The sequence below is a fragment of the Trueperella sp. genome (genome assembly GCF_043424875.1).
Lineage (GTDB): Bacteria > Actinomycetota > Actinomycetes > Actinomycetales > Actinomycetaceae > Trueperella.
The window spans coordinates 16,176-31,347 of sequence record NZ_JBHWPL010000052.1; the positions used below are offsets into that span (position 1 = coordinate 16,176).

At 63.8% G+C, this 15,172-nt stretch carries 15 protein-coding genes; 2 read left to right on the forward strand and 13 right to left on the reverse strand.

From position 1 onward, the window contains the following. Positions 1-35 precede the first annotated feature (35 nt). Together ACHFFR_RS05310 and ACHFFR_RS05315 are read right to left on the reverse strand one after the other, a co-directional pair. Positions 36-233 carry a hypothetical protein gene (locus ACHFFR_RS05310; RefSeq protein WP_394263237.1) on the reverse strand — a complete coding sequence of 66 codons (198 nt, stop codon included), beginning with the start codon at positions 231-233 and terminating at the stop codon, positions 36-38. A 122-nt stretch (positions 234-355) separates the two neighbouring features. Next, positions 356-1,141 (reverse strand): hypothetical protein, encoded by a 786-nt coding sequence (locus ACHFFR_RS05315; RefSeq protein ID WP_394263238.1) that lies wholly within the window; start codon positions 1,139-1,141, stop codon positions 356-358. A 303-nt stretch (positions 1,142-1,444) separates the two neighbouring features. On the opposite strand from ACHFFR_RS05315, the gene ACHFFR_RS05320 reads away from it, so the two are divergent. After that, complete coding sequence (locus ACHFFR_RS05320) at positions 1,445-2,020, forward strand: LytR C-terminal domain-containing protein (RefSeq protein WP_394263239.1); 576 nt, start codon at positions 1,445-1,447, stop codon at positions 2,018-2,020. Positions 2,021-2,214: 194 nt separating this feature from the next. Here the strand turns inward: ACHFFR_RS05320 and ACHFFR_RS05325 are convergent, their stop codons facing one another. The 5 genes from ACHFFR_RS05325 to cysS form a co-directional block, all read right to left on the reverse strand. Next, positions 2,215-3,582 (reverse strand): uracil-xanthine permease family protein, encoded by a 1,368-nt coding sequence (locus ACHFFR_RS05325; RefSeq protein WP_394263240.1) that lies wholly within the window; start codon positions 3,580-3,582, stop codon positions 2,215-2,217. A 250-nt stretch (positions 3,583-3,832) separates the two neighbouring features. Continuing rightward, complete coding sequence (locus ACHFFR_RS05330; RefSeq protein WP_394263241.1) at positions 3,833-4,384, reverse strand: ASCH domain-containing protein; 552 nt, start codon at positions 4,382-4,384, stop codon at positions 3,833-3,835. After that, on the reverse strand, positions 4,377-5,711 hold the full coding sequence (locus ACHFFR_RS05335; protein ID WP_394263242.1) for a hypothetical protein: 1,335 nt from the start codon (positions 5,709-5,711) through the stop codon (positions 4,377-4,379). Before ACHFFR_RS05335 ends, ACHFFR_RS05330 begins: the two co-directional genes overlap by 8 nt. Positions 5,712-5,779: 68 nt before the next feature. Further along, the gene (rlmB, locus tag ACHFFR_RS05340) at positions 5,780-6,748 is read right to left on the reverse strand and encodes a 23S rRNA (guanosine(2251)-2'-O)-methyltransferase RlmB (RefSeq protein ID WP_394263243.1); all 969 of its coding nucleotides are present in this window, start codon (positions 6,746-6,748) and stop codon (positions 5,780-5,782) included. Continuing rightward, positions 6,741-8,168 carry a cysteine--tRNA ligase gene (cysS, locus tag ACHFFR_RS05345; RefSeq protein WP_394263244.1) on the reverse strand — a complete coding sequence of 476 codons (1,428 nt, stop codon included), beginning with the start codon at positions 8,166-8,168 and terminating at the stop codon, positions 6,741-6,743. Before cysS ends, rlmB begins: the two co-directional genes overlap by 8 nt. Positions 8,169-8,345: 177 nt before the next feature. Between cysS and ACHFFR_RS05350 the strand changes: the two genes are divergently transcribed. After that, positions 8,346-9,728: an MFS transporter gene (locus ACHFFR_RS05350; protein ID WP_394263245.1), complete on the forward strand. Its 1,383-nt coding sequence runs from the start codon at positions 8,346-8,348 to the stop codon at positions 9,726-9,728. 261 nt (positions 9,729-9,989) lie between these two features. Here the strand turns inward: ACHFFR_RS05350 and ACHFFR_RS05355 are convergent, their stop codons facing one another. The 6 genes from ACHFFR_RS05355 to ACHFFR_RS05380 form a co-directional block, all read right to left on the reverse strand. Further along, a complete protein-coding gene (locus tag ACHFFR_RS05355) occupies positions 9,990-11,105 on the reverse strand; it encodes an aldose 1-epimerase (protein WP_394263246.1) in 1,116 nt (371 codons plus the stop codon). 159 nt (positions 11,106-11,264) lie between these two features. Further along, positions 11,265-11,738: a 2-C-methyl-D-erythritol 2,4-cyclodiphosphate synthase gene (gene ispF / locus ACHFFR_RS05360; protein ID WP_394263247.1), complete on the reverse strand. Its 474-nt coding sequence runs from the start codon at positions 11,736-11,738 to the stop codon at positions 11,265-11,267. Next, the gene (ispD, locus tag ACHFFR_RS05365; RefSeq protein ID WP_394263248.1) at positions 11,735-12,463 is read right to left on the reverse strand and encodes a 2-C-methyl-D-erythritol 4-phosphate cytidylyltransferase; all 729 of its coding nucleotides are present in this window, start codon (positions 12,461-12,463) and stop codon (positions 11,735-11,737) included. Before ispD ends, ispF begins: the two co-directional genes overlap by 4 nt. Before the next feature lie 18 nt (positions 12,464-12,481). Beyond that, a complete protein-coding gene (locus ACHFFR_RS05370) occupies positions 12,482-13,030 on the reverse strand; it encodes a CarD family transcriptional regulator (protein ID WP_394263249.1) in 549 nt (182 codons plus the stop codon). A gap of 101 nt (positions 13,031-13,131) precedes the next feature. Next, the gene (locus ACHFFR_RS05375) at positions 13,132-13,827 is read right to left on the reverse strand and encodes a response regulator (RefSeq protein ID WP_394263250.1); all 696 of its coding nucleotides are present in this window, start codon (positions 13,825-13,827) and stop codon (positions 13,132-13,134) included. Further along, on the reverse strand, positions 13,824-15,047 hold the full coding sequence (locus ACHFFR_RS05380) for a sensor histidine kinase (protein ID WP_394263251.1): 1,224 nt from the start codon (positions 15,045-15,047) through the stop codon (positions 13,824-13,826). The genes ACHFFR_RS05375 and ACHFFR_RS05380 overlap by 4 nt, the downstream gene beginning before the upstream one ends. Between the last annotated feature and the right edge of the window lie 125 nt (positions 15,048-15,172).

A 15,172-nucleotide genomic window follows, 5' to 3' on the forward strand; every position in this document is an offset into this window, starting at 1 on the left:
CGGCCAATTTCTGGTGCCTACGGTCAGATTTACGGTCACGCCGCCAGGTTTGCCGTTGCAGACGGCCAACCTATAACCATGCCGGTCAGATTTACGGTCATGTCCGCCAGATTTGGAGTCATGCCAGCCAATTCTGGTGTCACGGCCAGATTTGCAGTCATGCCCGCCGGATTTACGGTCATGCCGGTCAGATTTACGGTTGTCCCGGCCGATTTGCGATTCTCGCGGGTCAAAATCCCGGGGTATCGCCGGCGCATCTGAAAATCTTGTGAATCTGAGCGTTTTCATCGACGTTAAGGTCGAAAAACGCGATTTTCTCACTAAAAATTCAGGTGCACGAGGCTATCCTCGGCCGTCAGCCGTTCATCCCGAAGGATTCGACGATGTTCCACGCCTTCGCGTAGTCCTCCGACTGAGCCACCGCGTCCTTCTCGGCAAACGGGAAGCCCTCCGGCCCTCCGACGGTCACGTTAAACAGCACGACGCCCTGAGCCGTGTCGTTCGGATCCTCGGCCATCATCCACAACGCTTCGGGGTTGCCCAGCGCAACTTCGGGATCATCGCCCTCCGCGCCAGAGACCACGTCCATCGAGTACACGAAGTTGCAGTCCTCTTCCGGGGTCTCGGTCTCGCCCCAGCACAGGCTGCTCAGAGTCGTTCGCGCGTACACCTGGCCGTTATCAAGAGCGACAGTTGGCAAAACCTCCACGACCTCCACGTAATCAGCCGGGATGCCATCGCTCGAGGTCTCGATGTTGACTCCCATCGAACCAATCTCCACGCCATTCGAGTCATAGATGGTGTAGCTGGCCGATGGCTCGTTGTTCTGCCAGTAGTCCGAGTCCGTGTAGATCACGTCGGATTCCACCGTGTAATCCTTCGGCAGGTCGAACGCGTAACGCCCACCCTCCGAGCCCACACGCGTGGTCTGCCCACCCTCTCCAGAGCCATCGCCAGTCTCGGCCGGGTCTTCCGTTGGCTCGCCGGTGTCAGTTGGCTCGCTCGTCGGTTCGGTGGTTTCCGGTTCCGACGACGCCGGTGAGGTCGCCTCGGGTGATGGATCATCCGTTGAGGTATCCGAACACGCGGCGAGCGTGAACATGGCAGTAACAGTCGCAATTGTTGCTATTGACTTACGCATTTTCCCCCTCCTTGTATATATGCCGGGATCGGCGAAGTCGGCTGGTGCGGAGGGTGACCCCCGTCACCAGCTCTTCTATCCTTGCACCTGCTCGGACGTACTTCTAGGGGCGGGCACTCCTCCATCGGTATGACGCACATGCCACCGTGGTGTGTATTAGAATGCACAGCCACCCGCGCTGTCAGGCCCGCCCGTCAGCGCACCGACCAGCCGTACTGAGCTCCGGCAAGACCACCACAGTGGTGGCGTAGCAACTGGGCGTTCCTGTCCGAAAACCCCAGCGTTGTGGACTAGATTAGGGGCGTGACTTCCAACGCCCGCGCCGAGTATCGCAAGCGCACACAGCAACGTCAGACCGTCATCTTCGGCTCCATCATTGCCGTCATGGCGATTCTTCTGGTGCTTGGAACCCTCGTCTGGACTGGTTTGCTGCCCTTCCCCATCAATCGGGAGTTCTCGCAGCCGCCAGATGATACGGCCATTCCATGCCCGATCGAAGGCACGGTGCCTCAGGATCCCAGCACGATGACCGTGGTCGTCCTCAACGGCACGAACCAGACCGGCCTCGCCGGCAGCGTTGGAACATCCCTTGCCGCAAGTGGCGTGGTGGTCAACGAAACCGGGAATTGGGCGGGCGAGGATCTCAACGAGGCCGTACGGCTGTATTCGAGCCCGTCGGGCGTGAATAACGCGTATACGCTACGCGCTTATTTCCCCGACGCCACCGTTCACGTGGATCCGAATCTGACCTCGGAGGTCGTGGAAGTTGTGCTCGGAACGGGTTACACGAGCATGGTTGAAGCGCCCTCGGAAGAGCAGTTCACCTTGGCGATGGAGCCGTTGCCCGGGTGCGTACCGCTGACTGAGTTCACGGGCTAACCCGCAACCTCCGGCTAATGCAGAACTTGCCTGGGCGACGCCGAAACTAAACCGAGAACGGGCACTGCGGCTATGCGCCGGGGCTAGTGCGGGCTCGCGGAAGTTAAGCCCTGTCACTGAGCGCGGATGCTAGTGCCGGCTGGAGACATCAAGCCCCGAGTACTAAGCGACCAAACTGGTACCAGCCGGAGAGCCTAGTGCCGCGGCTCGCGATCGAGTGCGCCTGGCTCAAGCTCAGCTCCCGCAGGTGCGGACGCCGGCGTGGCTGCTTCCATCGAGGTTCCGCGCCAGTTCGAGATGGCACGCATCGAGTGGTAAATGATGATTGCGGCGAAGGAGCCGAGTGCGATGCCCTCGAAGACCATGTCTCCCCAGTGCCACGTGTAGTTCGCGATGGCGAGAACCATGGCCACGGCGGCGGTGTTGAGGTTGACGGGGTCGGAGAAGTCCACGCGGTTTTGGACCCAGATTCGCACGCCGAGCATGCCGATCATGCCGTAGAGAACCGTGGCCGCACCGCCCAGAACTCCCTGCGGGATCGTGGCGATGAGCTGGCCGAACTTTGGAAGCATTGACAGGCCAAGAGCGATGACCGCGGCGACGACGTAGGCCACCGTCGAGTAGACGCGGGTAGCGGCCATGACGCCGATGTTCTCCGCGTAGGTCGTGGTGCCAGAGCCACCACCGGCGCCGGCAAACACGGTCGAAATGCCGTCGGCGAAGAGCGCGCGTCCAGTGACGTCGTCTAGGTTCTCGCCGGTCATGGCGGCGACGGACTTCACGTGGCCGACGTTCTCTGCAACGAGCACGAGCACGACCGGCACGAACAAGCCGAGGAGCGACACGTCGAAGTCGGGCGCGCGGAACGTCGGGGCGCCCACCCATGCGGCACTGGAAATGGCGTCAAAGTCCACCTCGCTACGGATAATCGCGGTGACGTAGCCGACCAGCACGCCGATGAGAATGGAGAGCCGGCCAATAATTCCCTTGAACAACACGGTGACCAGCAAGATCGTAATAATCGTAACGAGCGCGGTGACCGGCGCAGCCTGCACGTTGCCCCACGCGGCGGGCGCGAGATTAAAACCGATCAGGGAGACGATGGCGCCGGTGACGATCGGGGGCATGAGCTTGTCGATCCAGTGGGCGCCGGCAAAGTGGACGACCAGACCAACGATTGCGAGGGCACCACCCGCCGCGATGATGCCGCCCTGAGCCAGAGCGGCCTTTGCCTCGTCAAGAGGCGCTCCGCCTCCGGCCACGTAACCTGTGACAGCGCCAATGGGCGCAATGAGCGCGAAGGACGAGCCGAGGTAGGACGGCAAGCGACCAGCGGTAATCAGGAGGAAGAGAATCGTGCCAATGCCTGTAAAGAACAGGGTGGTGGCCGGCTCGAATCCGGTGAGAAGAGGTACTAAAAAGGTGGCCCCAAACATGGCCACCACATGCTGCGCTCCGATGCCTGCCGTAATCGGCCACGACATCCGTTCGTTCGGAAGAACAACCTCTCCCGGACGGATGGTCTTGCCATCTCCATGAACTTTCCAACCAAAACCAGCCACGCAAGCCTCCAATTCCGAGCGAACGGGCACGCGGCACGAGCCGCGATCCCCGATCGATGGTACTCGGGCGCGCTAGCCACAGAAAGTTATCTCACGATATGTAACACATACCATCTGAACTGTGAGACAGCTTCGCAGCGTGATGCAGTCAGCTGGTGCTGGCACGTGGCGCTGCCAGCCGGCGCCGCTAGGTGGCAGAGTGACATGGCGAAGTGACGTGGTGCAGTCAGTGCGCAGTCAGCCAGCGCGGTCAGTGCGAGAACAGAACCTCGAAGTATTCGACGACGACGTCCCCGTCGTCGCTGAAGTCGTAGCCAAGCTCCTGTGCCTCGGCTGCGAAGAAGGCGCGGTGGTCGACGCGCCATTTCTCGAGATCGCCCTCCCCCTCGGCCTCGGCGACCTCGTGGCCAACCTCGGAGAAGGGGATGCGCTGGACGCGGGTGTTGCGCAGCAACGCCCGCGGGCGACCCTCGCCATCGCACATGATCCACAAATCCTCTGGGGTCGGAAGTGATTCGCCCTCGAGGTCGTAGGCGCCGGCGTAGCTCGAGGTGGCGGTCTTCATCCCGGCCAGCACGAGAGCGGCCAAATCATTGGCCTGCTTGCGCGTGGCACCAAACGCGAACGATCCGGGGCGCAGCGAGACGAGGTCGGTCTGGCCGCCCACAGCCTCGATCGGGTTCAATTTCGCGCGAGTAATGGCGCGCACCCAAAACGATTCGAGGTCTCCGTCAGTCGGCTCGACCGGAAGGTCGTCCGGCTGATCGGCCATCTGCGCGTCGAATTCACTCCCGCTAGTCATGGTTCTCCTGAAGGTTGCGCATCATCTTCCACGTCTCAATATCGGTTTGCCGCTGAGCCACGAGGGACTGCGCGTACGACGTCGTCAAAATACGCGTCAACCCGCCAACGACCAGCCAACCGCCCACAACAGTACGGAGCTTCCATTTCTTGCCCCGGCCCGCCCGGTTAAAGCCATCCGCCAGCAAACCGCCGGCAACCGCCGTTTGCGCCGCCGACGCCAGCGCCACCGCCCACGGCTTCTCCAGATAGATCTTTCGGAACGCGCCCATCACTTCCGGCTCAACGAAGCCCTCGCCCGCGATCTCGTACGCGATGCGATCTTCGAACGCCGATCCGGCACTGCCCGGGCGGAACACGTGAGAGTTCGGGATCTCGGCCAGGTGGCGCGTGCCTTCCATGACGTCCGCGATTTCCTCCGGCAGGTTCAGCGCCTGAATGAGCGCGCGCATGCCATTGGGCGCGCTGGTCTGCAGAGCGGAACGGATGTCGGCAAAGCGGGCATCGATCACGTCTGCCACGGCCTTGCGGGCCACCGCGCCAGCACCCGTCTCATCGACCACAAACTCGTGGCCCTCGCTGCCCGGCTCAATCCAGCGGAAGATCGGCAGTTCGCCTTCCCAACTCCACGTGAGCTTCTGGTTATCCCGGCGCACGTAGAGCGTGGGGTTTTCCTCCTCGCGCCCCGCCGAGAGCATGATCTGGTACGACGGACGAGGGAACAGCTTGCGCACCGACGGCAACGTGGTCTCGGCCGTCAGCACGAGCGCGTCCCCCAGCTTGGACACGGCCATCGGCTCCTCGTCCGAGGCCACCAAACTCGGCACCTCTGACAGCGGCAAATCGACGATCACCATCATCGCGCCTTCGCGCTCGAACGCCTCGTCCAGACCGTCGTCGTTCTCATCGGCCTCAGCCGAACCGTTCGCGCCGGCGTCGCTGAAATCAACCTCAACAGCCTCTTCCTCGGGCGCGTCCATCGGATCTTCAAGCAAGACTTCATCGGAGACGTCAACGGAGCCCAAGTCGATGGGGCCGTGAGCCACCTCGCCGTCGAGCTCAATCTCGACCTTGCGAAGGCGCTCACTCATGACATCCACAAGCTCATTCACCGACCGGCCGCGGAAGACCGTGCCCGTGTCGTCGAGTGTCGCAACGCGCCGGCGTCGCCCGGCGATGGCTACCTCGAAGTCGAAGCCGCCCTGGCCGTCAGCACTGCCGCGGCCGAGAATCCGCTCCTCCTCGAAGAACGCATGCACGTCCTCATCTGAGACCAGCCAGCTATCAAGCTTCTGGATGTGTCCGTGAACTGTGCGCCAAGATGCCATGTCGCCTCCTTACAGTCAGCATATATCAGCACTCCGGCAGGAACAGGCTCAACCTCGCACCCAGCGAACTACAGCGCGGAGCGCTTTTGGTCGATTTGGTAGAGCGCGATGCCCGTAGCCACGGAGGCGTTGAGCGATTCGGTTTCGCCGTCGATCGGGATTGACGCGACGACGTCGCACGTCTCGCGTACGAGGCGGGAGAGTCCCCCGCCTTCGGAGCCGGTGACGAGCACGAGCGGCACGTCCGCCAGATCGACGTGTGCGACGTCGGCGTCTCCGTCCCCAGCAAGCCCGACGACGAAGTAGCCCTGCTTTTGCAGTTCCTTCAGCGATCGTACGAGGTTCGTTTCGCGGGCGACCGGGATGCGCGCTGCCGCGCCAGCCGAGACCTTCCAGACCGTAGCATTGACCGACGCCGAACGACGCTCGGGGATCAGCACGCCGTCGGCGCGGAACGCCGCCGCCGAGCGCATGACCGCACCGAGATTGTGCGGATCCGTCACCGAATCGAGCGCGACGATCAGGCCGGGGCGCTCCGTGTCGTAAGCGCGCTCCACGAGGTCGTCGATGCCCACGTACGGGTGCGGGGGCACCTCGATCGCGATGCCCTGATGGACCTGGCCGTCGGTCATCTTGTCGAGCTCGGCGCGCGTGACCTCGACGAGCGGCGTGCCGTTTGCCATGGCCTCTTGGGCGACGTCGGACACGCGGTCGTCGTTCGTCATCGAGGAGACGAGGAAGACGCGCTCGTACGGGATGCCCGAGCGGACGGCCTCGTAGACGGGGTTACGCCCGGCGACGAGTTCAAATCCTTCAGGCTGGTGCAAGAATCCGCGCAACTTCGGCCCGGCGGCCCGCCTCTCGGCTGCCTCGCGCTCCTTCTTGCGCTTGTAGGCCGGATGGTAGGTGCGGTCCTCCGCCTTCGGCGTCGGGCCCCTGCCTTCGAGCCTCTTGCGGCTGTGGCCGCCGGTGCCCTTCGAGCTACCCTTGCGGGCGTTCTTTCGTACCGCTCCTGGGCGGCCGCGATGATTAGCCAAGATCTCCACCTACTTTCCAACGTGCACCTTCGGAGGAGTCCTCGACCGTGATGCCGGCGTCCGTCAGGGAATCGCGCAGCGAATCGGCGAGCTCCCAATCCTTATTCGCCCGGGCCTGGGCGCGTTCTTCCAAGACGCGGTTGACGAGCGAATCGAGCGCGTCGTGCAAATTGGCGTCGGAGGCCTCGGTGCGCCAGGGCTCGGCGAGAGGGTCAAGGCCAAGGACGTCGAGCATCGCGCGAACCAGAATCTGCTGGTCGCGGGCCTCCACGTGATCGTGGTCGGTCAGGGCGTTGTTGCCAAGCGTGACGTGCTCGTGGATGACTGCCAGGGCGGCCGAGACGTTGAGGTCGTCGTCCATCGCCTCCGCGAACTCCTCCGGGAGGTCATCCTTCGTCAGCGCGGCGATTTCCTCGAGCGGAACTTCGCCGGCGGTCTCCACCGAGCGGTCGACGAATCCGGCCAGGCGATCCCAGATCGCTGCGGCTTCGGTGAGCGTGGAGTCCGAGTAGGCGACGGTCGAGCGGTAGTGCACCGTGCCGAGCGCCAACCGGACGATCACCGGGGCGTGCTCGGCAAGAATGTTCGAGACGATGAGCGAATTCCCGAGCGACTTGCTCATCTTTTCGCCGTCGATCGTCACCCAGGCGTTGTGCATCCAGTAGTTCGCAAAGCCGTAGCCCGCGCCGTGCGACTGAGCCTGCTCGTTCTCGTGGTGTGGGAATCGTAGGTCGATGCCGCCGGCGTGGATATCGAAGGTTTCTCCCAGATACTTGCCTGCCATCGCCGAGCACTCAAGGTGCCAGCCCGGGCGCCCGCGGCCCCACGGGGTGTCCCATGCGGCCGTCTCCGGCTCGCCATCCTTGACGGCCTTCCACAGCGCGAAGTCGTGCGAGCCGCGCTTGTCGGTCGCCGCATCGTCGTCGTCGACAGTCAGATCATCCAGCGACTGATTCGTCAGCGAGCCGTAATCCGGCAGCGACGCCACGTCGAAATACACGTTGCCCGGCTCGCCGGTGTAGGCGTGCCCGCGATCGATGAGGAGCTGGATCATGTCGATCATCTCCGGCACGTGCCCGGTTGCGCGCGGTTCGTACGTCGGGTCGAGGACGCCCAGCGCCCGGTACGCCTCCGTGAACTCCTTCTCGTATCGGTACGCCCACGCCCACCACGGACGGCCGGCTTCGGCGGACTTCGCCAAAATCTTGTCGTCAATATCCGTCACGTTGCGCACGAAGGTCACGTCGTAGCCCGAGCGGCGCAGCCAGCGCGCGAGGACGTCGAACGCCAGCGCTGATCGCATGTGGCCGATATGGGGAGATCCCTGCACGGTCGCACCGCACAGGTAGATTCCCGCCTTGCCCGGCTCAATTGGCTCAAACTCGCGGAGGGATTTGGACTTCGAATCGAAAATCTTCACAGCACCACAATAACGGCTTACGCGCCGGGTTGCCCATTTCGGCTCCGGGCCCGGGGCGGGAGCCGGGCGGTCGTCGTCGTGCCGGGCGGTCGTCGTCGTTCGTGCCGCAAACGTCTAGTTCGCAACAAACACGCGTAGTTTACCTGTGCGTAAGTAATTCCAAGTACCTTAGGCATTATGACTGCCACGAACACGTACACGCCATTCTCCCCGCACAAGGCTGAGCCAAAGGATCCGATCTTCACGAAGAAGGTCTGGGCTTGGGGTCTGTGGGATTGGGGCTCGGCGGCTTTCAATGCGATCGTCACGACGTTCGTCTTCTCCGTGTATCTGGCCGAGCCGGAGCTGTTCGGCATCGCGGCTAACCAGCGGCTCGGATGGGCGCTCGGCACGGCCGGCGTCATTGTGGCCATCATCGCGCCGGCGCTCGGGCAGGCCGTGGACCGCTCGGGCAAATCCGCCACGGTCATGCGCGTGACCACCCTTCTCACAGCGATCATCACCGCGTGCCTGTTCTTCGTCTCGCCGGGCGAGAGCAAGCTGTGGCTGGGTCTGTTCCTGCTTGCCGCCGGCAACATCGCCTTCGAGACCGGGTCGGTTGTGTATAACGCGATCATCACCGACATCTCCACCCCCTCCACAGTCGGGCGCGTGTCCGGCTTCGGCTGGGGCCTGGGCTATCTTGGCGGTATCGTCCTCCTGCTCATCCTGTTCGTCGGGTTCATTAATCCCGACGTCGGCTGGTTCGGCGTGACCAGCGAAAACGGCTTGAACATCCGCGCGTCCATGCTCGTGGCAGCCGTGTGGACGCTGGTGTTTTCCGCTCCGCTGTTGCTCTCGCTCAAGAACAAGCCGCCGCGCACGGACACGCCGAAGCTCGGCGTCGTGGGTGCATACAAGCAGCTGTTCGAGTCGATTCATCGCCTGTGGCGCAAGGATCGCGGCGTCGTGTGGTTCCTGATCTCGTCGGCGGTTTACCGCGACGGACTCGCCGGCGTGTTCGCCTTCGGCGCCGTGCTCGCGGGCACCGCGTTCGGCTTCTCCCCCAGCGAGGTGATCATCTTCGGCATCGCCGCAAACCTCGTGGCCGGCATCGCGACGATCGCATTCGGCTGGCTCGACGATCTCATTGGAGCACGCACCGTCATCATCATCTCGCTCGTGTCGATGGTGGCCTGCGGGTTGATCATTTTCATTTTCCACGACGGCATGGCCGGGCTCTCGAACACGATGGTCTACTGGATCTTTGGCCTGTTGCTGTGCGTGTTCGTCGGCCCGACCCAGTCCGCCTCGCGCACCTACCTTGCGCGCATCGCGACCCCGGGCGAAGAGGGCGAGATCTTCGGCCTCTACGCGACGACGGGACGCGCGGTGTCCTTCCTCGCGCCGTTCATGTACTCCACGGCGATCACGATTGGCGCCGCCGCCCTCGACATCGGGCTCGACGAAGCCGCCTACTTCGGCATTCTCGGCATCGCGCTCGTTCTCCTCGTGGGGCTCATCGGCTTCCTGCCCGTGAAGGCTCAGCCCAAGGCTCCGGGCCCGGACATCAACGCCTAGCCCTCCTGGCGGCGCCTGCCCCACCGGTAGCTCCCGACCAGCACTTTCCCCTGCCATCAGACCATCCTGCACCTGCCCCACCAACACCTCCCCCGCAAGTGGGGCAAGTTCCCTCCAAACCGGGGCAGGAAGTTCCTGCCCCGGTTAGCTATTTCCTGCACCACTTGCGAAAGGTGGAACCGGCCGGGCTGGGTGGGCGCGATCCGGCTGAGCGTGGCCGGGCTGGGGTGGGCGCGGCCGGGCTGGGTGTGGCCGGGCGGGCTAGCGCAGGATGGTGACGACGACGTCGAGCGTGCGAGTATCGCCCGGGCCGATGGACACCCGATCCTTTTCCTCGTCGCGATTGAGCATGTCTGCCATCACCGTGCATGGCTCGAGCGCGATCGACAAGCCGGGATCGCGCTCGAGGTCGTGACCTGCGAACACGTGGAAATTCGACCTGCACGGCACTGACGCCTGATTCGGCTGATCGGATGAACCGGTGCCAGAACGTACCGAGCCATCGCCCACCGTGTCCGTGCGCCCCAGACCCATCGCTACCTCCACCCCGTACCCGAGCCCGGTATCAAGGTAGGCGTGCGCCTTATCGTCCTCGTCGTTGTGCAGGCCGGTGAACGCCGTGTCCAGATCGTCGTAGAGGTTGATCTCATGAAGCACATCGGATTCGGGTAGCCACGCAGGCGGCGTGAGTCCATCCGCGCCCGCCGTGTGCCCCATCGCGTTGGCCACCGTGGCCGCGCGCGAGTCGCCCTTCTTGTCAGACTTGATCGGCTTGAAGGCGCGCAGCCCCGGAAGCGGGATGCCGTCGTCGTCGGTGATGATGCGATGGGTGGACGGAACCCACACGCGCGCGTCCTCCACCGACGCAACCCTGAAGTATGGGTGCCAGCCGAGGCCGAGCGGAATGTCGCGCTCGGAGTCGTTGCGGGCGCTGATGCTCAGGCGCAGGATGCCGTCTTGGGAGATGTCGTAGCGGACCGTCACCTTGATCGGCCCGGGGAACGCCTGCGAATCCTCGAGGGTGGCAACGAGGTCGATGTGGTCGGCCTCCACGCTCACGTCCGTCGACCTATTGGCGCGCTCATCGAGCCGCCCGGCAACCGCGAAGTCGACATCAAACGCAAAGCCATGCAGGCCTTCGGGGCTGAGCTCGCTGACGTCGCGGGTCATTCCGGCGTCGTCCCACGTCCGGTCGGCCACGCGATTCGTCCACGGGATGAGGAGGTTGTTGCGGTTGCCGTCGAGCTCGTCGAATTCGGGGACGCAGCGGTAGCCATCGAGCACCGACTCCCCCACGCCCGGATCCCAGCTGAAAATCGTGGCGCCGCGCCGGTGCAGTGTCAGCCGCTGGCTACCGTTCGTCAGGTGAATCAGCATGGTGCTCCTTCGACTCGTGAGCTTGCGTCTCCAGTCTAGTGGTGCGCGGCAGTCAGGTGGCGCGGCGGAGTGGGCTCGGGCGAGAGTGCTGGCACTCGAGTGTGCGACCGGAGCCAGTATGTAAGCCGAGTGAGAGCGGACCCGAGAGGCCCGGCAGCCTCAGCGAGTGACGAGCGCGGTGGCGATCGCGGCCAGGCCTTCGTCGCGGCCCGTGAACCCCATGCGGTCCGAGGTGGTGGCAGAGACGACGACGGGCGCGCCCACAATCTGCGACATCGCGGCCTCAGCCTCGGCCTTGCGCGACGCGAACCGCGGGCGCTGGCCGATGATCTGCACCGACACGTTCGCGATCTCCCACCCGGCCTCGTGCACGAGCTTCACCGATTCGCGCAGCAACGTCTCGCCGGACGCGCCGTCCCACTCGGGGCGCCCCGTTCCGAAGATCGTGCCCAGTTCGCCGATGCCGGTGGCCATGAGGAGCGCGTCGCAGGCGGCGTGCGCAGCGACGTCGGCGTCCGAGTGACCGACCAGGCCGGGCAGGCCCTCCCACTCGAGGCATCCGAGCCAGAGCGGCCGGCGCGGGTCGTCGGAGAATTTGTGGGCGTCAAACGCCGTGGCAACGCGAATCGTCACAGGTCACCTCGCGATTTCAGAATCAATTCAGCGACGACGAGGTCCCACGGCGTGGTCACCTTCATCGCCTCGTACGAACCCTCGACGAGCACCACCGGCTTGCAGAGCGCTTCAACGAGCGCCGCGTCATCGGGGGCGGCGCTGGCCTCGCTCGCGCGCATCTCCTCGCCGGCCCGGTGGGCCTCGCGCACCAGCTCCGTGCGAAAACCCTGCGGCGTCTGCATGGCCCGAAGCGAACTGCGGGTCAGCGTGCGCTCAACCGGTTCAACCGGCGGGTAGCTCGCGGGCGCGGCCGAGCCCACTTCCTTGATGGTGTCCGTGACGGCGAGCGCTGGCACGACGGCGTCATGGCCAGCCTCGAGCGCGGCGACCACGCGATCAATCACGGCGACGGGCGTGAGTGCGCGGGCGGCGTCGTGGATAAGAACAAACTCGGACTCGACGGCGGCCAGCCCATTGGCGACCGAGCCCTGACGCGTGGCCCCGCCGACGACGAGCCGCGCGCTTACCTCGCCGGCATCTAGCGCGGCATCGAACTGTTCGCGCGCCGAATCTCCGGCGGGAATCGTGACGACGACGTCGTCGATTCCGGCATTCTTGACGCCGCGAATCGCGTGCACAATTAACGGAACGCCGCCCAGCTCAACGAGTGCTTTGGGGACGCTGGCACCGAGCCGCGTGCCCGAACCCGCACCCGCAATGACGGCGGAAACGCGCCCGCTCACAAGCCGCCTCGCCGTGCCCTAGTCGGCGGACTCTGCGGACTCGGCAGATTCGGCGGACTCAGCGGATTCGACGTCCGGATCCTCCACGCCCATGATTTCGTCGAGGAGGACGTCCGCTTCGTCGTCGGAGATGTCGCGTGCGAGCGCAACCTCGGATCCCAGAATCGAGCGCGCCTGGCTAAGCATGCGCTTTTCACCGGCGGATAGGCCGCGGTCAAGGTTGCGGCGCGTCAGGTCGCGAACGACCTCGGCCACCTTGTTGACGTCGCCGGAGGTCAGCTTCTCGCCGTTGGCCTTGTAGCGGCGCGACCAGTTCGAGGGCTCCTCGATGTCCTCTTCGCGCAGCACGTCGAAGACCTTTTCGAGCTGCTCCTCGTTCGACACGTCGCGCAGGCCAACCCGCTCGATAGACTCTTCCGGCACCTGAATGACCAAATCACCCTGCAGGATTCGTAGCGTGAGGTATGTGCGCGTTTCGCCGCGCATCGTCTTTTCGGAGATGTCCTCGATGTACGCCGCGCCGTGGTGCGGGTAAACGACAGTTTCGCCAATCTTGAATCTCGACACTGGTGGATCACACTTTCTTCGTAGCCTAGTTGCCCATTCTACCACCGCGATTCGGCCCACCAGCACCCCGGGGTTTCGCCGTTAAGAAAACGGCCGCCGCACTACTCCGGCTTGGAGACGAGCTTGTAGCCGAGGCCGCGCACGGTCAGAAGAGCGGTCGGCTTCGAGGTCGATTCTTCGATCTTGGACCGGATGCGCTTGACGTGTACGTCGAGCGTCTTGGAGTCGCCGATGTAGTCCAGCCCCCAGATACGATCGAGGATCTGCCCGCGCGTGAGCACGCGATCCGGATTTTGCATAAACAGCTCCAGGAGCTCGAACTCGCGCAACGGCATCTTGATCTCTTCGCCATCCACGCGCACGACGTGAGCATCCTGATCCATCTCGATCCGGCCCACCCGCAGCACGTCCGACTCGTCCACGATCATGGGCGAATCCGCCATGCGGCGCAGGATCGCGCGGATGCGGGCAACGAGCTCGCGGTACGAGTAGGGCTTGGTCACGTAGTCGTCGGCGCCGATTTCGAGGCCCACGACCTTGTCGATTTCCGAGTCCTTGGCGGTGAGCATGATGATCGGGACGTTCGATTCTTGGCGGATCTGGCGGCACACCTCGTTACCGCTCATCCCCGGCAGCATCAGGTCGAGCACGATGAGGTCCGGTTCCTGCGCGTCAAACGCGGCGAGGGCGCTCGGCCCGTCGGCCGCCGTCGTCACCTTGAAACCATCGCGGCTCAAGTTGAACTCGAGCATTTCGCGATAGGTGGGCTCGTCTTCTACAACAAGAATGTTCGTCATGGTCTCTCTCCGTCGGTCCCTCCGACTGTGTCGCCACTGCGTTCAACGATATCCGGTAAATCTTCTGGCGTGGAGCTCGCAGCCGCTTCGGCTGTGGATTGGAACGCCTCGGGCAGGATCATGGTGAAGGTGGAACCCTGCCCCTTTTGGCTCCACAGCTTGATTCGGCCGCCGTGGTCGGCGGTGACGTGCTTGACGATGCTCAAGCCGAGGCCCGAGCCGCCGGTTTCTCGCGAGCGCGCCCGGTCACCCCGGAAGAAGCGTTCGAAGATTCTCTCGCGGGCTTCCGTGGGAATTCCTTCTCCGGCGTCGACGACGGCGATATGGACTTCTCCCGAATCGGCCGTCACGCCCACAGAGACTTGGCCGTGGGGGCGCGAGTATCTCACCGCATTGTCGAGGAGGTTGCGCACGGCGGTGGTGAGCAAGCTGCGGTTGCCGTAGACGTTCAGGCCGCTCTGGCCCCCAGATTGGAGCTTGATGCCGCGGTCGACGGCCTCCACTCGCACGCGGTCGAGCGCTTCTTGCACGATGTCGTCCACCGATACGAAATCCGAATCGGCGAGCACGTTCGCGTCCTGAAGGCGGGAGAGCTGAATGATCTCTTGGACAAGGTCGGCTAGGCGCTCCGATTCAAGCGTGAGCTTATTCGAGAAGCGGCGCACGTTCTCCGGCTCGTCGGCAACCTCGCTGATGGCCTCTGCCAGCAGGCCGATCGCGCCCACCGGGGTCTTGAGCTCGTGAGACACGTTCGCCACGAAGTCCCGGCGGGTCTCTTCGAGTCGGCGCTTTTCAGTGTTGTCCTCAAACAGGATGAGGACGTTATCGCCGGCAAGCGGCGTGGCTCGCACCCACAGGCGCAGATCCGCCGCATTCTCGTCCCGGCGCTGAAGGCGCAGTTCAAGGTCCGAGATCGAACCTTCCTCACGCGCCACGTCCACCAGCTCACGCAACTCATCTCGTAACTGGCCATTGCGCACGAGATTGTAGGCGTACGTAATCGACGACGCACGAAGAACCGTGTTGTCGGCGTCGAGAACAATGTGGGACTGAGGCAGCGCTGTCAGCAAATCCGTGATGTCGGTGTCATCGGCTGGATCGACGTCGGGCTCATCAATCTGGCCCCAATAACGCTGCGAAATCCAGTACGCAACCAGGGCCACTGCAGAAACCACGATCCCCAGGATGATCCCGAGTCCGAAAGCTACTCCATCTGTCATATTCCTAGCGTAGACCAAACCTTTCCCATTGATTTAACTCGCAAAGAATGGGCAACCTATGCGTTTCCGGTTGTTAACCTATCGGGGGACAATCGTTCACACAGCCGTGATTTCATCGGTTCGTG